The sequence below is a fragment of the Chryseobacterium paludis genome, from assembly GCF_025403485.1.
In the GTDB taxonomy this organism is placed as follows: Bacteria; Bacteroidota; Bacteroidia; order Flavobacteriales; family Weeksellaceae; genus Chryseobacterium; species Chryseobacterium paludis.
The window spans coordinates 4,551,306-4,567,851 of the sequence record NZ_CP099966.1 but is presented as its reverse complement, the minus strand read 5'-3'; the positions used below and the strand labels follow the sequence as shown (position 1 = coordinate 4,567,851).

The 16,546-nt window shown below is 34.4% G+C and carries 17 protein-coding genes; 11 read left to right on the top strand and 6 right to left on the bottom strand.

The features are described from left to right. Positions 1-54 precede the first annotated feature (54 nt). Positions 55-471, top strand: a complete 417-nt coding sequence (locus NG806_RS20760; RefSeq protein ID WP_214832469.1) for a VOC family protein — start codon at positions 55-57, stop codon at positions 469-471. A gap of 176 nt (positions 472-647) precedes the next feature. Continuing rightward, the gene (locus NG806_RS20755) at positions 648-1,382 is read left to right on the top strand and encodes a DUF3108 domain-containing protein (protein ID WP_214832471.1); all 735 of its coding nucleotides are present in this window, start codon (positions 648-650) and stop codon (positions 1,380-1,382) included. An 85-nt stretch (positions 1,383-1,467) separates the two neighbouring features. Here the strand turns inward: NG806_RS20755 and NG806_RS20750 are convergent, their stop codons facing one another. From NG806_RS20750 to NG806_RS20740, 3 genes are all read right to left on the bottom strand, one after another. Further along, positions 1,468-2,394: a malate dehydrogenase gene (locus NG806_RS20750; protein ID WP_214832473.1), complete on the bottom strand. Its 927-nt coding sequence runs from the start codon at positions 2,392-2,394 to the stop codon at positions 1,468-1,470. A 139-nt stretch (positions 2,395-2,533) separates the two neighbouring features. Beyond that, entirely contained in the window at positions 2,534-3,085 is a 552-nt protein-coding gene (locus NG806_RS20745; protein ID WP_214832475.1) for a biliverdin-producing heme oxygenase, read from the bottom strand. A 26-nt stretch (positions 3,086-3,111) separates the two neighbouring features. After that, on the bottom strand, positions 3,112-5,301 hold the full coding sequence (locus NG806_RS20740) for an ATP-binding protein (RefSeq protein WP_261511201.1): 2,190 nt from the start codon (positions 5,299-5,301) through the stop codon (positions 3,112-3,114). A gap of 336 nt (positions 5,302-5,637) precedes the next feature. Here NG806_RS20740 and NG806_RS20735 point away from each other — a divergent pair, with 336 nt between their 5' ends. From NG806_RS20735 to NG806_RS20710, 6 genes are read left to right on the top strand one after another with little or no spacing between them, the layout of a single operon-like run. Next, positions 5,638-5,790 (top strand): hypothetical protein, encoded by a 153-nt coding sequence (locus tag NG806_RS20735; RefSeq protein WP_261511200.1) that lies wholly within the window; start codon positions 5,638-5,640, stop codon positions 5,788-5,790. Positions 5,791-5,839: 49 nt separating this feature from the next. Next, positions 5,840-6,997 (top strand): OprO/OprP family phosphate-selective porin, encoded by a 1,158-nt coding sequence (locus NG806_RS20730; protein WP_261511199.1) that lies wholly within the window; start codon positions 5,840-5,842, stop codon positions 6,995-6,997. A 20-nt stretch (positions 6,998-7,017) separates the two neighbouring features. After that, positions 7,018-8,448: an anion permease gene (locus tag NG806_RS20725; RefSeq protein WP_214832481.1), complete on the top strand. Its 1,431-nt coding sequence runs from the start codon at positions 7,018-7,020 to the stop codon at positions 8,446-8,448. 19 nt (positions 8,449-8,467) lie between these two features. Next, a complete protein-coding gene (locus NG806_RS20720; protein ID WP_261511198.1) occupies positions 8,468-9,124 on the top strand; it encodes a succinate dehydrogenase cytochrome b subunit in 657 nt (218 codons plus the stop codon). A gap of 9 nt (positions 9,125-9,133) precedes the next feature. Then, a complete protein-coding gene (locus NG806_RS20715; protein WP_261513135.1) occupies positions 9,134-11,050 on the top strand; it encodes a fumarate reductase/succinate dehydrogenase flavoprotein subunit in 1,917 nt (638 codons plus the stop codon). A gap of 11 nt (positions 11,051-11,061) precedes the next feature. Further along, complete coding sequence (locus NG806_RS20710; protein WP_261511197.1) at positions 11,062-11,811, top strand: succinate dehydrogenase/fumarate reductase iron-sulfur subunit; 750 nt, start codon at positions 11,062-11,064, stop codon at positions 11,809-11,811. Positions 11,812-11,933: 122 nt separating this feature from the next. Here NG806_RS20710 and NG806_RS20705 read toward each other — a convergent pair whose 3' ends face one another. Continuing rightward, complete coding sequence (locus NG806_RS20705; RefSeq protein WP_214832487.1) at positions 11,934-12,947, bottom strand: nucleoid-associated protein; 1,014 nt, start codon at positions 12,945-12,947, stop codon at positions 11,934-11,936. Between the two features lie 370 nt (positions 12,948-13,317). On the opposite strand from NG806_RS20705, the gene NG806_RS20700 reads away from it, so the two are divergent. The 3 genes from NG806_RS20700 (at position 13,318) to NG806_RS20690 (ending at position 14,392) form a co-directional block, all read left to right on the top strand. Beyond that, a complete protein-coding gene (locus NG806_RS20700) occupies positions 13,318-13,674 on the top strand; it encodes a DUF7674 family protein (RefSeq protein WP_214832489.1) in 357 nt (118 codons plus the stop codon). Positions 13,675-13,808: 134 nt separating this feature from the next. Further along, the gene (locus NG806_RS20695; RefSeq protein WP_261511196.1) at positions 13,809-13,940 is read left to right on the top strand and encodes a hypothetical protein; all 132 of its coding nucleotides are present in this window, start codon (positions 13,809-13,811) and stop codon (positions 13,938-13,940) included. Between the two features lie 53 nt (positions 13,941-13,993). Further along, on the top strand, positions 13,994-14,392 hold the full coding sequence (locus NG806_RS20690) for a DUF7674 family protein (RefSeq protein WP_261511195.1): 399 nt from the start codon (positions 13,994-13,996) through the stop codon (positions 14,390-14,392). Positions 14,393-14,457: 65 nt separating this feature from the next. Here NG806_RS20690 and NG806_RS20685 read toward each other — a convergent pair whose 3' ends face one another. Both NG806_RS20685 and NG806_RS20680 read right to left on the bottom strand, forming a co-directional pair. After that, positions 14,458-14,979 carry a thioredoxin family protein gene (locus tag NG806_RS20685; protein WP_261511194.1) on the bottom strand — a complete coding sequence of 174 codons (522 nt, stop codon included), beginning with the start codon at positions 14,977-14,979 and terminating at the stop codon, positions 14,458-14,460. Between the two features lie 104 nt (positions 14,980-15,083). After that, a complete protein-coding gene (locus tag NG806_RS20680) occupies positions 15,084-16,190 on the bottom strand; it encodes a heparan-alpha-glucosaminide N-acetyltransferase domain-containing protein (RefSeq protein ID WP_214832496.1) in 1,107 nt (368 codons plus the stop codon). Positions 16,191-16,546: the final 356 nt, after the last annotated feature.

Sequence of the window (16,546 nt, the reverse complement as noted above, 5' to 3'; positions counted from 1 at the left end):
CACTGTTGGTATTGTATTGGATACCTCAACCTTACACCAAAAAAATATTAAGTTATGCAACCACTAAAAAAAATCGACGAGAATACCAATGTTATTACCTGGTTTGAAATCCCTGTTACTGATACCAGCAGGGCAAAAACATTTTATGAGACAATTTTAGACATTAAAATGATTACCCGTTCTATTCCCGAAACCAATGAGGAACTTACTTTTTTTCCTTACAACCCGAATGTAGTTCAGGCAACCTCCGGAAGAATTACAGGCGTTTTATCAAAATCAAAAGACAGCCACCCTTCAGATAAAGGAACACTGGTCTATATCAATGCTTATCCTGAAATTCAAAAAGTTTTAGATAAGGTGGAGTCTGCTGGTGGGAAAATAGTAACTCCACCCATTCAAATGAACGCAGGTTATATTGCTGTTATCACGGATACAGAAGGTAACAGGATTGGTCTACATGCCGAAAAATAATTTATCATTACTATTTTATTAAAGAATATAAAACGTACTATCAGGTGCGTTTTTTTGTTTGGATTTTTTATTCGTTACCGATAATCAAATAAAAAAATTACCATTCTTTAGCGTGTGTGCTGTAACATTTGTTCATTTCCAAAGACTTAATAATAAAATCAACAAAATAATATAATATGAAATCAATCCACTTTTTGAGTTCTGTTTTTGTAATCTTATCTTTTTTCTCTCTTACAAATGCACAGATTAAAGATCAGACTCCTGAAAAGAATGAAATTGTTCCGAATCTAATAAAGAACGGAAAAGAAACAATGATCTGGTATGCATTAAAGGATACCACTAAAATTGAAATTGCAAAAATATACACCGATATCAGTCGCAACGGTAAAACCATCAATGTAAAAACCACTGTAAAAATGTCAGGAAAACCTGATTGGGTAGATGAAACTACGGCTGAACTTCCTCAATTAAAACCGATAAAACATACCTCCTTTAATACCCAAAGGGATATGTCTTTAAATTTCGGAAAAACAGTAACCGGATATTACACAGACAAAGTGACAAATGCCAAAACTGAAATCAATGAAAAAGTGGACGGAAGTTTTTTTGACAGTAATCTATACCCGCAAATTATTCGTTGGCTGCCATTAAAGGATAATTACAAAACTGATATTGCCATTTTTGATTATAATCCAAAATCAGGCTCAGGATTAATGAAAGCCCATATTACAAACACTCAAAAAGGAAGTTTCCAAAATAAGGAAGTCTGGATCGTTAGCGTAACGGATGATATTTCAAGTAATGCTGTAAAGATGACTTTTTATATCGATACAAAATCCAATCAGGTATTGAAGCAGGAAATTGACGCAGGGGGAAGAAAAATGCTTATTGAGAGAATTGAAGGAAATTAAGAAGGGAACAGAATAGAGAATAGAGAATATAAAGAGAAAACGCGCCCTTCGGGCGCGTTTTCTCTTTATATAAAGTTTAAAATAATTAAAACTTCAAATCTCCATTTACTTCTCTTACCGCTTTAGCAGCTTCAGCAAACTTCAATTGTTCTTCTACTGTAAGGGTAATGTTTACGATTTTTTCTACACCGTTTTTACCGATAATAGCAGGAACACCTAAACAGATATCACTTTGATTGTATTCACCTTCCAGCATTAAAGAACAAGGGATCATTTTCTTTTGATCACATGCAATTGCCTGAACCATTACAGAAACAGCAGCACCTGGTGCATACCAAGCAGAAGTTCCTAATAATTTAGTTAATGTAGCTCCACCAACTTTAGTTTCTTCAATTACATATTTTTGTTGCTCATCATCAAGGAAGTCAGTTACAGGAACTCCGTTTCTTGTCGCTTTGCTCAATAATGGAAGCATTCCAGTATCACTGTGAGCAGCGATTACCATTCCGTCAACGTCAGAAATTGGGCTTTCTAATGCTTCAGCCAATCTGTATTTAAATCTAGCAGAATCCAGTGCACCTCCCATTCCGATAATTTTGTGTTTCGGAAGACCAGAAGTTTTGTGTACCAAATAAGCCATTGTATCCATTGGATTAGAAACTACGATGATAATAACCTCTGGAGAATGTTTTACTAAGTTTGCAGTAACATCTTTTACAATCCCTGCGTTAATACCTATTAATTCTTCTCTTGTCATTCCAGGTTTTCTTGGAATTCCTGAAGTGATCACTGCTACATGAGAACCTGCAGTTTTGCTGTAATCTCCTGTTGTCCCGGTAATTTTGGTATCAAAACCGTTAAGCGACGCTGTCTGCATCAAATCCATTGCCTTACCTTCAGCAAAACCTTCTTTAATGTCTACTAAAACTACCTCTGAACAGAAGTTTTTCATAGCGATGTATTCTGCACAGCTTGCTCCTACAGCGCCTGCACCTACTACAGTTACTTTCATAATGTATACTTTTTAAAATTATTTATTTTTAGTTCAGTCTAAAAATTTGACTCCCAAATTTAACAATTCCTGAAAAATTGAGCAATCTTTCAGGAAGTTAATTATCTGCAAAGGATAGATTTAGATTTTAATTTGAAAATTAATTAACGTTTAATAAGAACGTATATAATTTTTTAGCTCCTGATAATACTTCGTTATAGTTCTCTTCAGCAACTTCTGTATCCAGAACTTCTTTAAAATTCTTCCACATTGGCCCTGTATTTTCCTGATAACACCCAAAGAAATTGAACGTTATATCATCGAAACCTTCTGTTTTAGAAAGTTGTTTTGCAATCACGTTTCCACCTAAAGTAGACCCTTCGATCACATACATCATTCCTAACGCTTCATTTTCATTATTAATTTCAAGAGCATGAGAAACAACTTGATTTTTCAAAGCAAGGCTTACAAGATCTTTTTCAATCAATGGAAGCTTTTTTCTTTGATTCAATTGAAGTTTCTCAGCGAATTTTCCATTAAGGCTATTAAAAATTTTGTCTTCAGAATGCAAAAGCATTAAATAATTGGTATTGATGATTTTTTTGTAATCTTCTAAACTGAAAGTCTTGTTAAAAATCTTTTCAGAGTTAAAAAGTTTCTCAGCAGCATCGTGATACTCTGCTGTATTTTGTTTAAGATATTCTGAAACCATAATTAGAGTTTATAAGTCCTCCAAATTTAAGGCTTTTTAAACGTTAAAAGAAAAGAAGTACCATCTTTATTACTTTCATAATCCACATTTCCGCCTATTCTTTTCATAATTCGATGAACAATTGACAGGCCTATTCCATTGCCTTTAAATTTCTTTGCATTATCCATCCTGTTAAAAATTTTAAACATCTTATGTTTCTCTTCTTCAGGAATTCCTATTCCGTTATCTGAAATTCGGTAAACAATGGTTTCGTCATTTTCTATCCCTTCAATTTCTACTCTTGGATGATCCTGATCTGACGAATATTTTACAGCATTATTGATGACATTTAGAAATACCTGATGGAGCATTGTTTTATCGGCCAATACTTCCGGACAGTTTTTAATAATGATCTCGCTTTTTGGACTTTCAAAAGTCATTTTAGCATTTTCAGAGATTTTTCTTATTGTATGAACTGTGGGCAGGCTTTCAAGTTCTATTTCACTGTGTTTTGCCCGGCTTAGCTGCAAAACATCATGCATCATCTCTGCCATATTATCAATTTCCTCAATAATAGACTTTAGCTTATTTTTCTCTTTCTCAGATTTATCAAAATTAGCGAGCAGCATTTGAGCATTTAGTTTCATTACGGTAAGCGGGGTTCCAAGATCATGGGAAATGGTATAGGAAAAACTATCAAGTTCTTCATTTACCTTTTTAAGCTGATCATTAAGCTGCTTTATCGTATTGTACTGTTTATGTGAAGTTTCCAAGATCACATCTCTGATTGCCTGTACACCACTTGTATTTCTTGAGCTCCATCTTTTGGAATTCCCTTTAATATTTTCTTTAAAAACTTCAAAAGATGTTCTTGGAGATACCATTTGTTTTTCTTCACCATTGTGAAAGAAAACATCAGTTTTCTTTTCAGGATTTCCGGCCCATTGAATATGCTCATCAAATTCCTTACGAAACCAGATCAGCATCTCATTTTTAGTCCGATCGATAAAATATATAATAATACCTGCTGAATCTTTGTCCAATCCTAAATTCTCACCATATTCCTTCAGGAAACTGCGGTTTACATAAATACTTTTATTCGTATTTTCATATGCCCATTTTACTATTTTTTCAATAATCGCATGTGGAGGAGTTGCTCCTGTTCTTACAATATTTTCATCAGAAATAATAGCCAGTCCATCAGCTTCAGCAAGATCTTTAATTTCTATTCTGTTTTGAACTAAAGAATCAAATAAAGAATTTTGTTTCAGAAATTCTGTTTTCAGATAGGCTGATTTTTCATTAAGATCCATACGATACTCCAGCTCTTTCTTGGTCTTAAAAGATGAATAAGCGTTGGATGCTAAAGCGGTAAAAATTCCGGCCTGTACCCTGTCCTCAAGATCAATATGTTTAGATTCTGAATTCTGACATGTAACCAACCCCCAAAGTTTATCATCAATGATAATAGAAATACTGAAACTGGAAGAAGCTCCGGAATTTTTTATATACTGACCATGAATCGGTGACATTCCTCGTGAAGCCGTAAACGTAAGATCAATATTTTGTTTTGTTTTGCTTAAAATCGGAACCGTTTCAGAATATACATTACTGAAGATTCTTTTTCTCTTCTTCATATACAGCGCTCTTGCCTGTTTGGGAATATCCGTTTCAGGATAATGCAGGCCAAGGTAACTTTGCATATTATCATCTCTCTTTTCAGCAATTACCTTCCCAGAACCGTCTGTCATGAATTTATAGATCATCATCCGGTCATAGTTTACAATTTTAGAAAGTGTACTTAGAAGCTGATCCCAAATATCCTGTGCGTTATCAATCACATAGAAATTATCATATTTGTTCGAAATACGTTTATCAGGATTTTCCAGTACGGTTTCAAACTCTAAAAAGATTTGGCCTCCATTACGGAAAACAGAAAAATGATATTCAGTTCCTTTAATAAAAATTTTATCAAAATAGGTTTCATTTTCACGTCTTGTAAATGTGTCCAATGACTTGTAAATATCAGATTCTATAATGCTTTGAAAGCTTTCAGGAAGATCAGTAATTTTTTTATCGAAAAGTGATTCCTTATTTTCGATAGTAAATATATCCCGGATATTTTCACTGAAAAAAGTAATGAGATAAGATTCTGCGTCAATGCCAATCAGGTATCCAAAACTTTGTATATACCCTGGAATATGGATGGGTTCTTCATGACACTCTACAAAATTCATAATATTCTAAAATCAATCAAATATAACGAATTTTTTGCTGATATATTATAGTGTGGTATCTAATTTATGAGTAGCAATAACTAACTGAAGCTAAACACCTTACATACACACCAATTGTCTTTAATATACACAATTCTGTTAACAAAATCACAATTTTTTCATAGAAATTAATGAGAAATGATTATTAACATTAAAACAGTATTAAAATAAAATTATTCTCTTAATTAAGTAAAATTTAGTAGATTTATATCACCAAAACATGAAAATACGGATAAATAATTGAATATTATTATAAAAAATTCATTATTTACTTCTCTAACAATCAAATACATCAGTATGAAAAAATTCCCATCCATTATGCTTCATTCTTTTCTTCTATCTGGATTATTAAGTCATATCAATTCCAAGGAAAAAATAATAGTGATCAGTTCTGATAATATCAAAATTTATCATGAGCACACAAAATTTCGCGAAGATCAGGTTTTCTAAATTCCGAGGATTTTAGCATTCACCCAATCATTAACCAATACAAAGCACTATGACTTTTTTTTCAACAAAAAAAAGAACGCAATTATTTTGCTTCTTAGTCTTCTCTTTATCAATGAGTGGACAGGTAAAAGATTCTGTTCAAAATAAAACAGAGGAAGAAAATGTAAAATATCCCATACTACAGATCAAAGGTCTTTTCCAGGCTCGATACCTTTTAGGTATGACCAAAAATGTAGACGTTAACGGCCTTCATCACGAGGATGGATCAGGAACAGACAATAATTTTATGCTGAAATATATGCGGGTACAGGTTCGGGCACAGATCAGCAAACGAACAGAAGTTGTTGTTTTGGCCAATCTCGCCGACTTTAAGAATGACCCCAAAAGCAGGGTTCTTGAAAATGCCTATTTAAAATACACTTTTAACCCTAAACTGGCCATTACTGTAGGTCAATTCCGTCCATTATTTGGTATCGAAGAAACTTATCCTATTGATATCATCAAGTCTTTGGATTGGTCTAATCAGTACACCGAGTTTGGAAAATTAGGCTGGACGAGTTTCCAAATTGGAATGGCGGCAACAGGTCAGCTGGAATTGGGAGAAATACCGTTTCAATATGCCGTTTCTGTAGTTAATGGAAATGGGAAAAATCAGGTTAATGATAACGATAATGGAAAGCAGTATTCAACACGATTGGTATTCGGACTGTCCAAAAAATATAATTTTAATGTTGGCTTAAATGGCGGTATCGGTGAAGTTCTGGGCAAGAAAGTATATGCATTGGGGGTTGACTTTAGCTCATTGATCAATTTCGATTCCAAATGGAGCCTTGAAATGCAACTAGAAGGTAAACAGGCAACCAACCATGTTTTGTACAACTCCATAACCCCAGAACAAAGACTTTCTAATCCCGATGATTATCTTATTCGCGGAGTTTATTTCCTTCCTAATCTGAGGTATGAAATTAACCATAGAAATCTTAGCGCCTTTGAGCTGTCGTGCCGTTATGAATATCTGGATACTAATTTCAGAGTAAGCTCTAATCCCAGACAGACGGTTACCCCAATGTTCGGATTGGAATTCCTTAAAAACTATGGTGCCAGAATTCAGTTGGGTGTACAATTCGACAGATATAAAAAACAGATCGCAAACACCTCACAATACAATAATAATCTATTCATTGTTCAGGTACAAAGTAGATTTTAATCATTAATATCAATACTATTATGAAAGAAATTAATATCAAGAATACAGCAATAACTTTTGCTGTTGCTCTTATCATCTGGTTTATCCCTGAACCCGATGGTGTTACTGCAGATGCATGGCATCTGTTCGCTATTTTCGCCGCAACAATTTTAGGAATTATTCTTAAAGCTGCTCCCATGGGAACTATGTGTATGATGGCCATTGCGTTTACAGCGCTTACACAAGTGATCGCTCCCGGAGATGCTGGAAAATCAATTACCAAAGCACTTTCAGGTTTCGGAGATAAAGTGATCTGGTTGATTGGGATCTCATTTTTTATTGCCCGTGGATTTATTAAAACCGGATTAGGAAACCGTATAGCTTTTCTATTTATCAGAATATTTGGGAAAAGTTCCCTTGGATTAGCCTATGGTTTAGGACTGGCAGACGTTTGCCTTGCCCCGGCTATTCCAAGTAATACCGCAAGAGGTGGTGGAATCATCTACCCTATTATGAAATCCATGGCCATCAGTTTTGATTCTGTTCCTGAAAAACCTGAAACCCACAGAAAACTGGGTTCATTTTTAACACTGAACAGCTACTATATGAATCTGATTGCTTCTTCAATGTTCTTAACAGGAACAGCCAGCAACCCGATGTGTCAGAAGTTTGCAGCCAACCTTGGCATCAATATCACATGGATGTCATGGGCAGCTGCAGGTTTCCTACCTGGTCTGGTAGCATTTTTTGTTGTTCCTCTTGTATTGTATAAATTGTATCCACCAGAATTGAAAAAAACAGGTGATGCTCCTAAAATGGCCGCTCAAAAGTTGAAAGAAATGGGTCCGATCTCCAAAAATGAATGGCTCATGTTATTGGCATTCTTTATCTTATTAGCTCTCTGGATATTTGGAGGATCCCTTTCAATTGATGCCACTACAACAGCCTTCATAGGTTTAACCCTGTTATTGTTAACTTCTGTACTGACATGGGAAGATGTAAAAGCTGAGAAAGGCGCCTGGGATACTATTGTATGGTTTGCAGTATTGGTCATGATGGCCAGTTCGCTTAATGAACTTGGATTTATTGGATGGTTCAGTGACCTTATCAAGGTTAAGATCGGTGGATTGAGCTGGCAGATAGCCTTTCCTGTAATTATTGTAGTTTATTTTTTCAGTCACTATATTTTTGCAAGTGCTACAGCTCACGTTGCTGCGATGTATGCTGCATTATTAGGTGTAGGAGTTGCTGTTGGAATTCCACCCATGTTATTAGCGATGATGCTTGGTTTTTTAGGATCTATTTATGGGGTTCTTACCCATTACGGTCATGGTCCTGCTCCCGTATTTTTCGGAAGTGGATATGTAGAATTAAAAGCATGGTGGCTTCGAGGTCTCGAAATAGGAATTGTATTACTTATTATTTATATGGTAGTAGGAGGTCTCTGGATGAAAGTATTAGGATATTATTAAATTAATAAAACAAAAAATTATGCTGTCTACTTTGTCAAGAAAAATGCTGATGTGTCTTACCGGACTTTTCCTGAGCTTCTTTTTGTTGATTCATTTCCTTGGAAATCTTCAGCTATTTCTTCCCCAGGATCAGGCTCATTTACAGTTTAATGCGTATTCACATTTTCTGTCAGGAAATATTGTGATTAAAATAGTTTCTTACGTTCTGTATGCAAGCATAATTCTTCATGCAATCGATGGTTTAATAATCACTTTGAAGAATAAGAAATCCAACGCCCATTATCAGGCTGACAGACGTGGAAGAGCCAGCAAATGGTATTCCCGCAATATGGGAATATTAGGAACATTACTATTAATTTTTCTGGTTATCCATTTTCAAAACTTTTGGTATGTATATAAATTCGGAACTCCCCCTCTGGATGAAAACGGAAATAAAGATTTATATATTCTTGTGGTTGCAGTTTTTAAAGAATGGTGGTATGTGATCATTTATATTATATCAATGGCCGCTTTGTGCTACCATCTTATTCACGGGATATACAGTGCTATAAGAACGTTAGGATTATATCATCCTAAATTTGTAAAATGGGTTAAAACCATAGGAATTGCTTATTCAGTAATTATAAGTATCGGCTTTGCACTGATGCCCATCTATATATTCTTTACTTCTAATTAAAATAAAATGATGATGCTAGATTCTAAAATACCTCAAGGACCATTAGAACAAAAATGGACCAATTATAAAAAAACAGCAAAGCTCGTTAATCCAGCCAACCGTAAAAAATTAGATGTAATTGTCGTAGGAACAGGTTTAGCAGGGAGTTCTATTGCTGCATCTTTAGGCGAAATGGGATACAATGTAAAATCATTTTGTTTTCAGGACAGCCCGCGAAGAGCACATTCTGTAGCAGGTCAGGGCGGAGTGAATGCTGCTAAAAATTACAAAAATGATGGTGACAGCGTCTACAGAATGTTTGTAGACACTTTAAAAGGTGGCGATTTCAGAGCACGGGAGGCTAATGTATACCGCATGGCAGAGTGTTCTTTAAACCTCATCGATCAGGCTGTAGCCCAAGGAGTTCCATTTGGGAGAGAATATGGTGGTTATCTCAATAACCGTTCTTTTGGTGGAGTTCAGGTTAGCCGGACTTTTTATGCAAGAGGACAAACCGGACAGCAATTACTTTTAGGAGCTTATCAGGCTTTGATGAGACAGGTTGGCAAAAAAACAATTGAATTATTTTCAAGACATGAAATGCTGGATCTGGTGGTTATAGATGGAAAAGCAAGAGGGGTTATCGTAAGAAATTTAGATACCGGAGAAATTGAAAGGCATGCTGCTCATGCTGTTGTATTGGCTACCGGAGGATATGGCAAGATATACTACCTTTCTACATTAGCAATGGGGTGTAATGGCTCTGCCATTTGGAGGGCTCATAAAAAAGGAGCTTTAATGGCTTCTCCCAGCTGGATTCAGGTACATCCTACTTCGCTCCCACAATCTGGAGATTATCAGTCGAAATTAACCTTAATGTCGGAATCACTTCGTAATGATGGGAGAATATGGGTTCCTTCAAAAGAAAATGAAACCAGAGCTGCTAATGATATTCCTGAAAATGAAAGGGATTATTATCTCGAAAGAAGATATCCGGCTTTTGGAAATCTTGCTCCGAGAGATATCTCATCCCGAGCTGCAAAAGAAAGAATTGATGCCGGGTTCGGAATCGGACCTTTAAAAAATGCTGTATATCTCGATTTTTCAAAAGCAATTAAAGAACAGGGAAAAGAGAAGATTCAGGAAAAATATGGAAACTTGTTTGATATGTATCTTAAGATCACAGGATATGATGCCTATCAGGAGCCTATGATGATATCTCCTTCGGCTCACTTTTCTATGGGTGGTTTATGGGTAGACTACGAGCTGATGACTACTATTCCAGGATTATTTGCTTTAGGGGAAGCTAATTTTGCAGACCATGGAGCTAACAGACTTGGAGCAAATTCTCTTCTTCAGGCTTCCGTTGATGGTTATTTCATCGCTCCTTATACAATTGCCAACTATCTTTCTAATGAAATCCATACTGGAAAAATATCTACAGAAGATCCGGCATTTGAAAAAGCTGAAAATGCAGTTAAACAACAGGTAGAAAATCTGATCAACATCAATGGAACAAAAACCGTAGATCATTACCACAAAACCTTAGGAAAGTTGCTTTATGATTATTGTGGCCTGGCTAGAAATGAAAAAGGTCTAAAATACGCTATTCAGGAAATACAAAAGCTAAAAGCAGAGTTCTATAGAAATGTAAAAGTATCCGGACAGGGAAACAGCATGAATACGGAACTGGAAAAAGCGGGACGCGTTGCCGACTATTTCGAAATCGGAGAATTGATGTGCTATGATGCCTTGACCCGAAATGAATCCTGCGGTGCTCATTTTCGCGAAGAATATCAAACTCCAGATGGTGAAGCTTTGAGAAATGACAATGAATTCCAGTTCATTTCAGCATGGGCATGGACGGGTGAAAACAAAGAACCTGAATTAATTAAAGAACCGCTTGTATTTGAAGAGGTACAACCAACGGTGAGAAGTTATAAATAAAAACAAAAATTATGGATTTACATTTGAAAATATGGAGACAGAAGGACGGAAAGACCAAAGGAAAGCTGGTAAATTATGATTTAAAAGAATTGAATTCTCATATGTCTTTTCTTGAAATGCTGGATACTTTAAATGAAAAACTGATCACTGAAGGCGAAGAACCCGTAGAGTTCGATCACGATTGTCGTGAAGGAATCTGTGGACAATGTGGAATGATGATCAACGGTTTAGCTCACGGTCCTTTAAAAAATACCACGACATGTCAGTTGCATCTGCGTTCTTTCAAAGATGGAGAAACTATTGTTATAGAACCCTTCCGGGCAGAAGCATTTCCTATAAAAAGAGATTTAAAAGTAGATCGTTCAGCTTTCGACAGAATAATCTCCTCAGGAGGTTTCGTTTCCATAAATACGGGACAGGCTCCCGATGCAACAGCCATAGCTGTTACGCATCAAACTGCCGAAGAAGCTTTTGACTCCGCTGCCTGTATAGGATGTGGGGCATGTGTGGCAACCTGTAAAAATGCAAGTGCCGCTTTATTTACATCTGCTAAAATTACACATATGGTTCTTCTTCCTCAGGGTAAGGAAGAAAGAAGTAAGCGCGTTATAGATATGGTAAAGCAAATGGATAGCGAGTTATTTGGACATTGTTCCAACACTGAAGCCTGTGAAGTAGAATGCCCGCAAGGTATTTCAGTTCTCAATATCGCCAGAATGAATTATGAGTATAGCAGAGCTTTATTCTTCGGGAAGAAGTAGTTGAATAGTGATAGTCCTAAACTGTAAAAAGCAAAAGGGTAAAATTACTTTTACCCTTCCTACTCATCTATTCTTTTCTGCGACTTTAGCAATTCATCGCTTTACTGCTTTTATCCTTTGTTTTAAACTTCCTTATCGAAATACAGCATATAGAATTTTCCTTTTTCATCTTGTCCCTGCTCCAGCATTTTTCGATCACCATGGATATAAATATGGAAATTCTTATCTAATTTGATAATACTCTTAAAATGTCGCTGCGTCTTTTTCACTGCAGCTTCACTGATTGGGAATTCTTCAGCAATATTGATCTGCATATCCTGTTCATAATCTGTTTTAAAATTAACGAAACTTTCTATCACATGCTGGTCACCTAATACTTCAGTTGCAAAATCATCAAGTTTAAATTCCTCTTTTTCTTTGAAGAAATTAATCGATTTATTTAAAAAGTCAGCCTGATCTGCTTTTGAAACTTCAAACTCCTGAGGAAGCTGTTTTGTAATATAATCTTTATAAACCATTAACGCTTCCTGAGTGTGGAAATACTCATCATCACGCTGTTTCACTTTCAGGAAATCTTCAAACCAATAATACATATCTCCGTTTTTGTTGTTATCAACTACAGATAATACGTATCCATTCTCTTTATGATTATTATAGATCAAAGCTGCTTTATCAATTTTTGATAATCCGATACCCTGATCTTTTTCCAATGCAAAAGTTTCTTCCTGAGGGAATATCTTTAAGAAAGATTCTCTTTTTTCAGTTTTAAAAATCCCGATCTTATCTACTTTCTCATCCCCTTCTCTCTCATCTTCAAAGAATACAATAAATAACTCACCCCCCTGAACTCTAGGGTTTTCAGCAGCTTCAAAAAGATGCTTAGCAATGTTTTCAGACTCCCATAGGAATTTAGCCTTATCCTCAAAAATTTCTGTTACAGAACTGTAAACAGGATTATTTACTAAATAAGTATCACTATAAAACTGATAGGTTTCTTCTGTTTTAAAAGAACCTAAAAAATAATCTTCAAGCATTTCTGCCATCCCTTCTTCCAACTGCAATTCTTCCTGAGAAAGTGTTAAAGACTCACCATTGATCTTATTACCGACTCTGTGTACTATAATTTTTGAAAACATTTTTGATTTTTATGGACTGCAAAGATATTAATAATCTCAAATATCGAGCAGCATTTCGTTTTGATAATAACCCTATCATTTTGGATAGCTTTTTTGCATTATAAAATTCAACAAAAAGAATCAACACATTGAATTACAACTAATTAAAATAAATTAATCTTTAAAGGAATGCAATTGGCATCATCATTATCAAAACATACAAAAATGGACTTAAAAACTTTAAACAAAATCGACAAGCTACGAAGATTAAAAAGCACAGGGCCAAAAACTCCAAAATGGATGAAGCCCTATCATCTGTTGCTTATAGCATTCTTAGTGATTTTTATTTTTGGAGGATTTATAAAATTTTTAGAACAAAATCATTATTAATATGAATTATTTACAAGCCGTTCAGGAAATTACAGAAGTAATTCCTAGCATACAGTATGAATTGGATGAAACTAAAACGCAGAGTTCTTATAGTATGATGAATACTTTTACAGATCACATCAAAAGAATGATTCGTCAAAATGAAAGACCTCTTTTATTTAAAAGTCTAAAAAAGATGGGTACGATCTATAAAAACGGAGATGCAGTACTTAAAAATGCCATAGAATGCACTTTTATCTATTCATTGGACAATGTAACAACTTTCTGCAGTGAAGAATACCGAAAAGCTATCTTTAGTCATATGTCCAAGGATCTTCAGAGAATTTATTCCAAACAGATTTATACACATGGTATATAATGGCAGTAATTGTAAGAAGAAATAATCATTTTGTCACATTACAGAGATTTTTCTAAAAATAGATTCCTCAAAAAACTGACACTACTTTTTTTTATTACATTTTTCAACGATTTCATTACAAAATTATTACGATTATGAAGACAAAAATCAGAAAACAATTTGACTGGAAACAATGGAAAGAGTCGAATTCCAGACACAATATTGAAATCCTAGCTACTCACATTGCACTGATCATCGGAGTATTTATTTTTGCTGCCTGCTTATAAGTTTGGTACACTTTTAGCGGCAGTAAAAGTGTTTGAAAAATAAAATATTATTTATGATGAACGAGCCAATGCAAACTATTAATGAAGAGACCGCTGTAGAGTATTTAAAATTTTTCTATCCCACTCTTAGAAGTGAAATTACACAGTTATCGGTGCAAAATAATTTTGCAGGTATTATCCAATCAACTGTAAACTACTTAAAAAACCTTTTACGAGAGTCCAAAATCAATATTATCGGCCATCACATCAAACTGATGGAAGGGATCTATAGAAATGCAGATTCATATGTAAAAGATATTATCGAAAATCTTTTCGTAAGATCTTTTGAAAGTTTTAAGAAACATACTAAGATACAGCATTGGAATGCCATTTTCCAGTACATGCCTGTCAATTTCCAGGAAATCTATCTGGAGCAACAAAAAAAAGATCAAATATTTTTTGGTAAAAAATAATTTTAAATAAAAATACCCCCGAATCAATAGATCCTGGGGGTATTTTTTATCTTAATCTCTTTTTCCTATTGAGCTTTTTTCTTCACGAAAACCTTTTGAATAGTAGAAAGTTCCTCTTTATTGAGCTTTGTTGTTTTTTCCAGTTTAGCTAAAAAAACGTCAACCTCTTCTGGTGTTGCCGGAGATCCTAGATTTTCGCCTTTATCATTAAAAGAATCTGCCAGAACCTCGCCTTTAGGATCTAAGATCAACCAAAAAGGAAGTCCTGCATCTTTTCCCTTATACCTGCTCATCATTTCCACCCCACCCGGATTTTCAAGCACTTTCTTTTCTCCTCTTTCCTGAACATCAAGATAAGCGGTAACATAGTTTTTATCAAATAGTGGTTTTGTTTCCGGCAGGTTCATATTTTTCTCCATTAGCTTACACCATTGGCACCATGAAGCATGAAACACTAAAAGGACATTTTTATTTTCTTTTTTTGCTTCACTAAGCGCTTTATTTAATACTACATCTGCTTTTTCCTGTGCAAAACCTATCTGAAATAACAATAAGGTAAGAACCAAAATAATTTTAGAATACTTCATTTTTGTCTTTTTAAAAATTTAACTAAACGAATGTACTTAATTTTTCTTTTGAAAATTCTGATTGACAAAAATATCTTTTACGAAGATTAATCAAATCGTAATAACTACTTCAGGACAGTTTCCTCTGTTGCGATTCGTCGAAAAATAATTAACGGTTCTTTCTTCCTTAAGATATCTAACAGGATCTGAACTGAAAATGTAAGAATCAAATAAAATAGTATAAGGAGTAATACGAATCCAATTCCATGTTGTCTATATCCGAAAATACCTTTACCCCAAGAAATTAGTATCCATTGTATCATATACATTGATGTCAGATTTTTACTACAATATTTTAAAATTCTCATGAATGCATTTTCTTTAGCATTGGAAGTCATCCTAAAAATAACCCAAAGAAAGATCAAAGTCCATCCTGCAAAATAAATAACACCTCCAGGCCCCATATGATAAAAGCCATTGTAATTATAGTCTCCATACACAAAAACTAATGGTGCTCCAAATGCTGCAAACACAAGTCCCACATACAGCATGTTTTTAAATAATTTCTTACTGTCATAATTTAACTCCTGAAACCATTTACCAAAAAACATCCCAATGATAATAAAGGACATCCACGGAAAAACAGGGAAATAGACATAAGCAGGAAAGTCATTGTTAAAAAGAAGATCTAAAACATAATTAATTCCCGGAACGTCAATATTAATTCCACTAACTTCTCTGGATACCAACGCTACTAACAATCCTATAGCCAGAATGCCAAATTTATTTTTAACATATTTTCTTATAAAGCCAACAAATAGTAAAGACATTCCCGCTAATTGTAAAATATCACCTAGCAAGACCAAATACACATATTGCTGCTCTATTGGGGCATGCCATCCATACTTTTGAATAAAATTATCCGGTGCAAAACCAAAAATTACAGGAATCATAAATTTCATAAAATTCATGAAAAGAGCTGCCAGTAAAAGTAAACCACCTCGCTTTATTGAACTTTTAAGACTTTGATGACTGGACGTCATAAATGTTACCCCCATACAAATCAGAAAAATAGAAGTACCTCTGCCCAGAAAGACAATAAAACTGCCGATAGCTGTTTCTGATTGCGATTTCACATTTGCAAATATGAGTAAGGTGTGAATAATGACCATTCCTATAACACTCATTCCCTTTATTAAATCCAGTGCCAGAATTCTTTTATTTTGTTTCATAATTTTTTTAGTTTTTAAAAAGCTTCAAATTCTATCATACATGAACTATTTGAAGCTATCGAAAGTCCTTTTTGTATTAAATTTCTGTTATCTCGTTACTATAATTTTTTTAGCAGAATAATCAACCTTTCTCTAATTCCTTATTTTGCTGGATTCTCCAAATACTTTTCTCATCCCAAATTAATTATATTTTATTTAGAATAAATAAAAACAAATATATAAATAAAAAGTAAATATTTTATTTTGGTAATAAATTTTCATAATATTTTGGTGATTTTCCAGAATTAAATACCATTAGTCTGGATATGAAAGTCACTTGGATACCGCTAACTGCCCTTTCAATATAATATCAGTTA

What these genes read in the sequence shown, in the direction of transcription:
- NG806_RS20760 (WP_214832469.1), top strand. Translation starts at nt 55, where the DNA reads ATGCAACCACTAAAAAAAATCGACGAGAATACCAATGTTATTACCTGG.
- NG806_RS20755 (WP_214832471.1), top strand. Translation starts at nt 648, where the DNA reads ATGAAATCAATCCACTTTTTGAGTTCTGTTTTTGTAATCTTATCTTTT.
- NG806_RS20750 (WP_214832473.1), bottom strand. Translation starts at nt 2,394, where the DNA reads ATGAAAGTAACTGTAGTAGGTGCAGGCGCTGTAGGAGCAAGCTGTGCA.
- NG806_RS20745 (WP_214832475.1), bottom strand. Translation starts at nt 3,085, where the DNA reads ATGGTTTCAGAATATCTTAAACAAAATACAGCAGAGTATCACGATGCT.
- NG806_RS20740 (WP_261511201.1), bottom strand. Translation starts at nt 5,301, where the DNA reads ATGAATTTTGTAGAGTGTCATGAAGAACCCATCCATATTCCAGGGTAT.
- NG806_RS20735 (WP_261511200.1), top strand. Translation starts at nt 5,638, where the DNA reads ATGAAAAAATTCCCATCCATTATGCTTCATTCTTTTCTTCTATCTGGA.
- NG806_RS20730 (WP_261511199.1), top strand. Translation starts at nt 5,840, where the DNA reads ATGACTTTTTTTTCAACAAAAAAAAGAACGCAATTATTTTGCTTCTTA.
- NG806_RS20725 (WP_214832481.1), top strand. Translation starts at nt 7,018, where the DNA reads ATGAAAGAAATTAATATCAAGAATACAGCAATAACTTTTGCTGTTGCT.
- NG806_RS20720 (WP_261511198.1), top strand. Translation starts at nt 8,468, where the DNA reads ATGCTGTCTACTTTGTCAAGAAAAATGCTGATGTGTCTTACCGGACTT.
- NG806_RS20715 (WP_261513135.1), top strand. Translation starts at nt 9,134, where the DNA reads ATGATGCTAGATTCTAAAATACCTCAAGGACCATTAGAACAAAAATGG.
- NG806_RS20710 (WP_261511197.1), top strand. Translation starts at nt 11,062, where the DNA reads ATGGATTTACATTTGAAAATATGGAGACAGAAGGACGGAAAGACCAAA.
- NG806_RS20705 (WP_214832487.1), bottom strand. Translation starts at nt 12,947, where the DNA reads ATGTTTTCAAAAATTATAGTACACAGAGTCGGTAATAAGATCAATGGT.
- NG806_RS20700 (WP_214832489.1), top strand. Translation starts at nt 13,318, where the DNA reads ATGAATTATTTACAAGCCGTTCAGGAAATTACAGAAGTAATTCCTAGC.
- NG806_RS20695 (WP_261511196.1), top strand. Translation starts at nt 13,809, where the DNA reads ATGAAGACAAAAATCAGAAAACAATTTGACTGGAAACAATGGAAAGAG.
- NG806_RS20690 (WP_261511195.1), top strand. Translation starts at nt 13,994, where the DNA reads ATGATGAACGAGCCAATGCAAACTATTAATGAAGAGACCGCTGTAGAG.
- NG806_RS20685 (WP_261511194.1), bottom strand. Translation starts at nt 14,979, where the DNA reads ATGAAGTATTCTAAAATTATTTTGGTTCTTACCTTATTGTTATTTCAG.
- NG806_RS20680 (WP_214832496.1), bottom strand. Translation starts at nt 16,190, where the DNA reads ATGAAACAAAATAAAAGAATTCTGGCACTGGATTTAATAAAGGGAATG.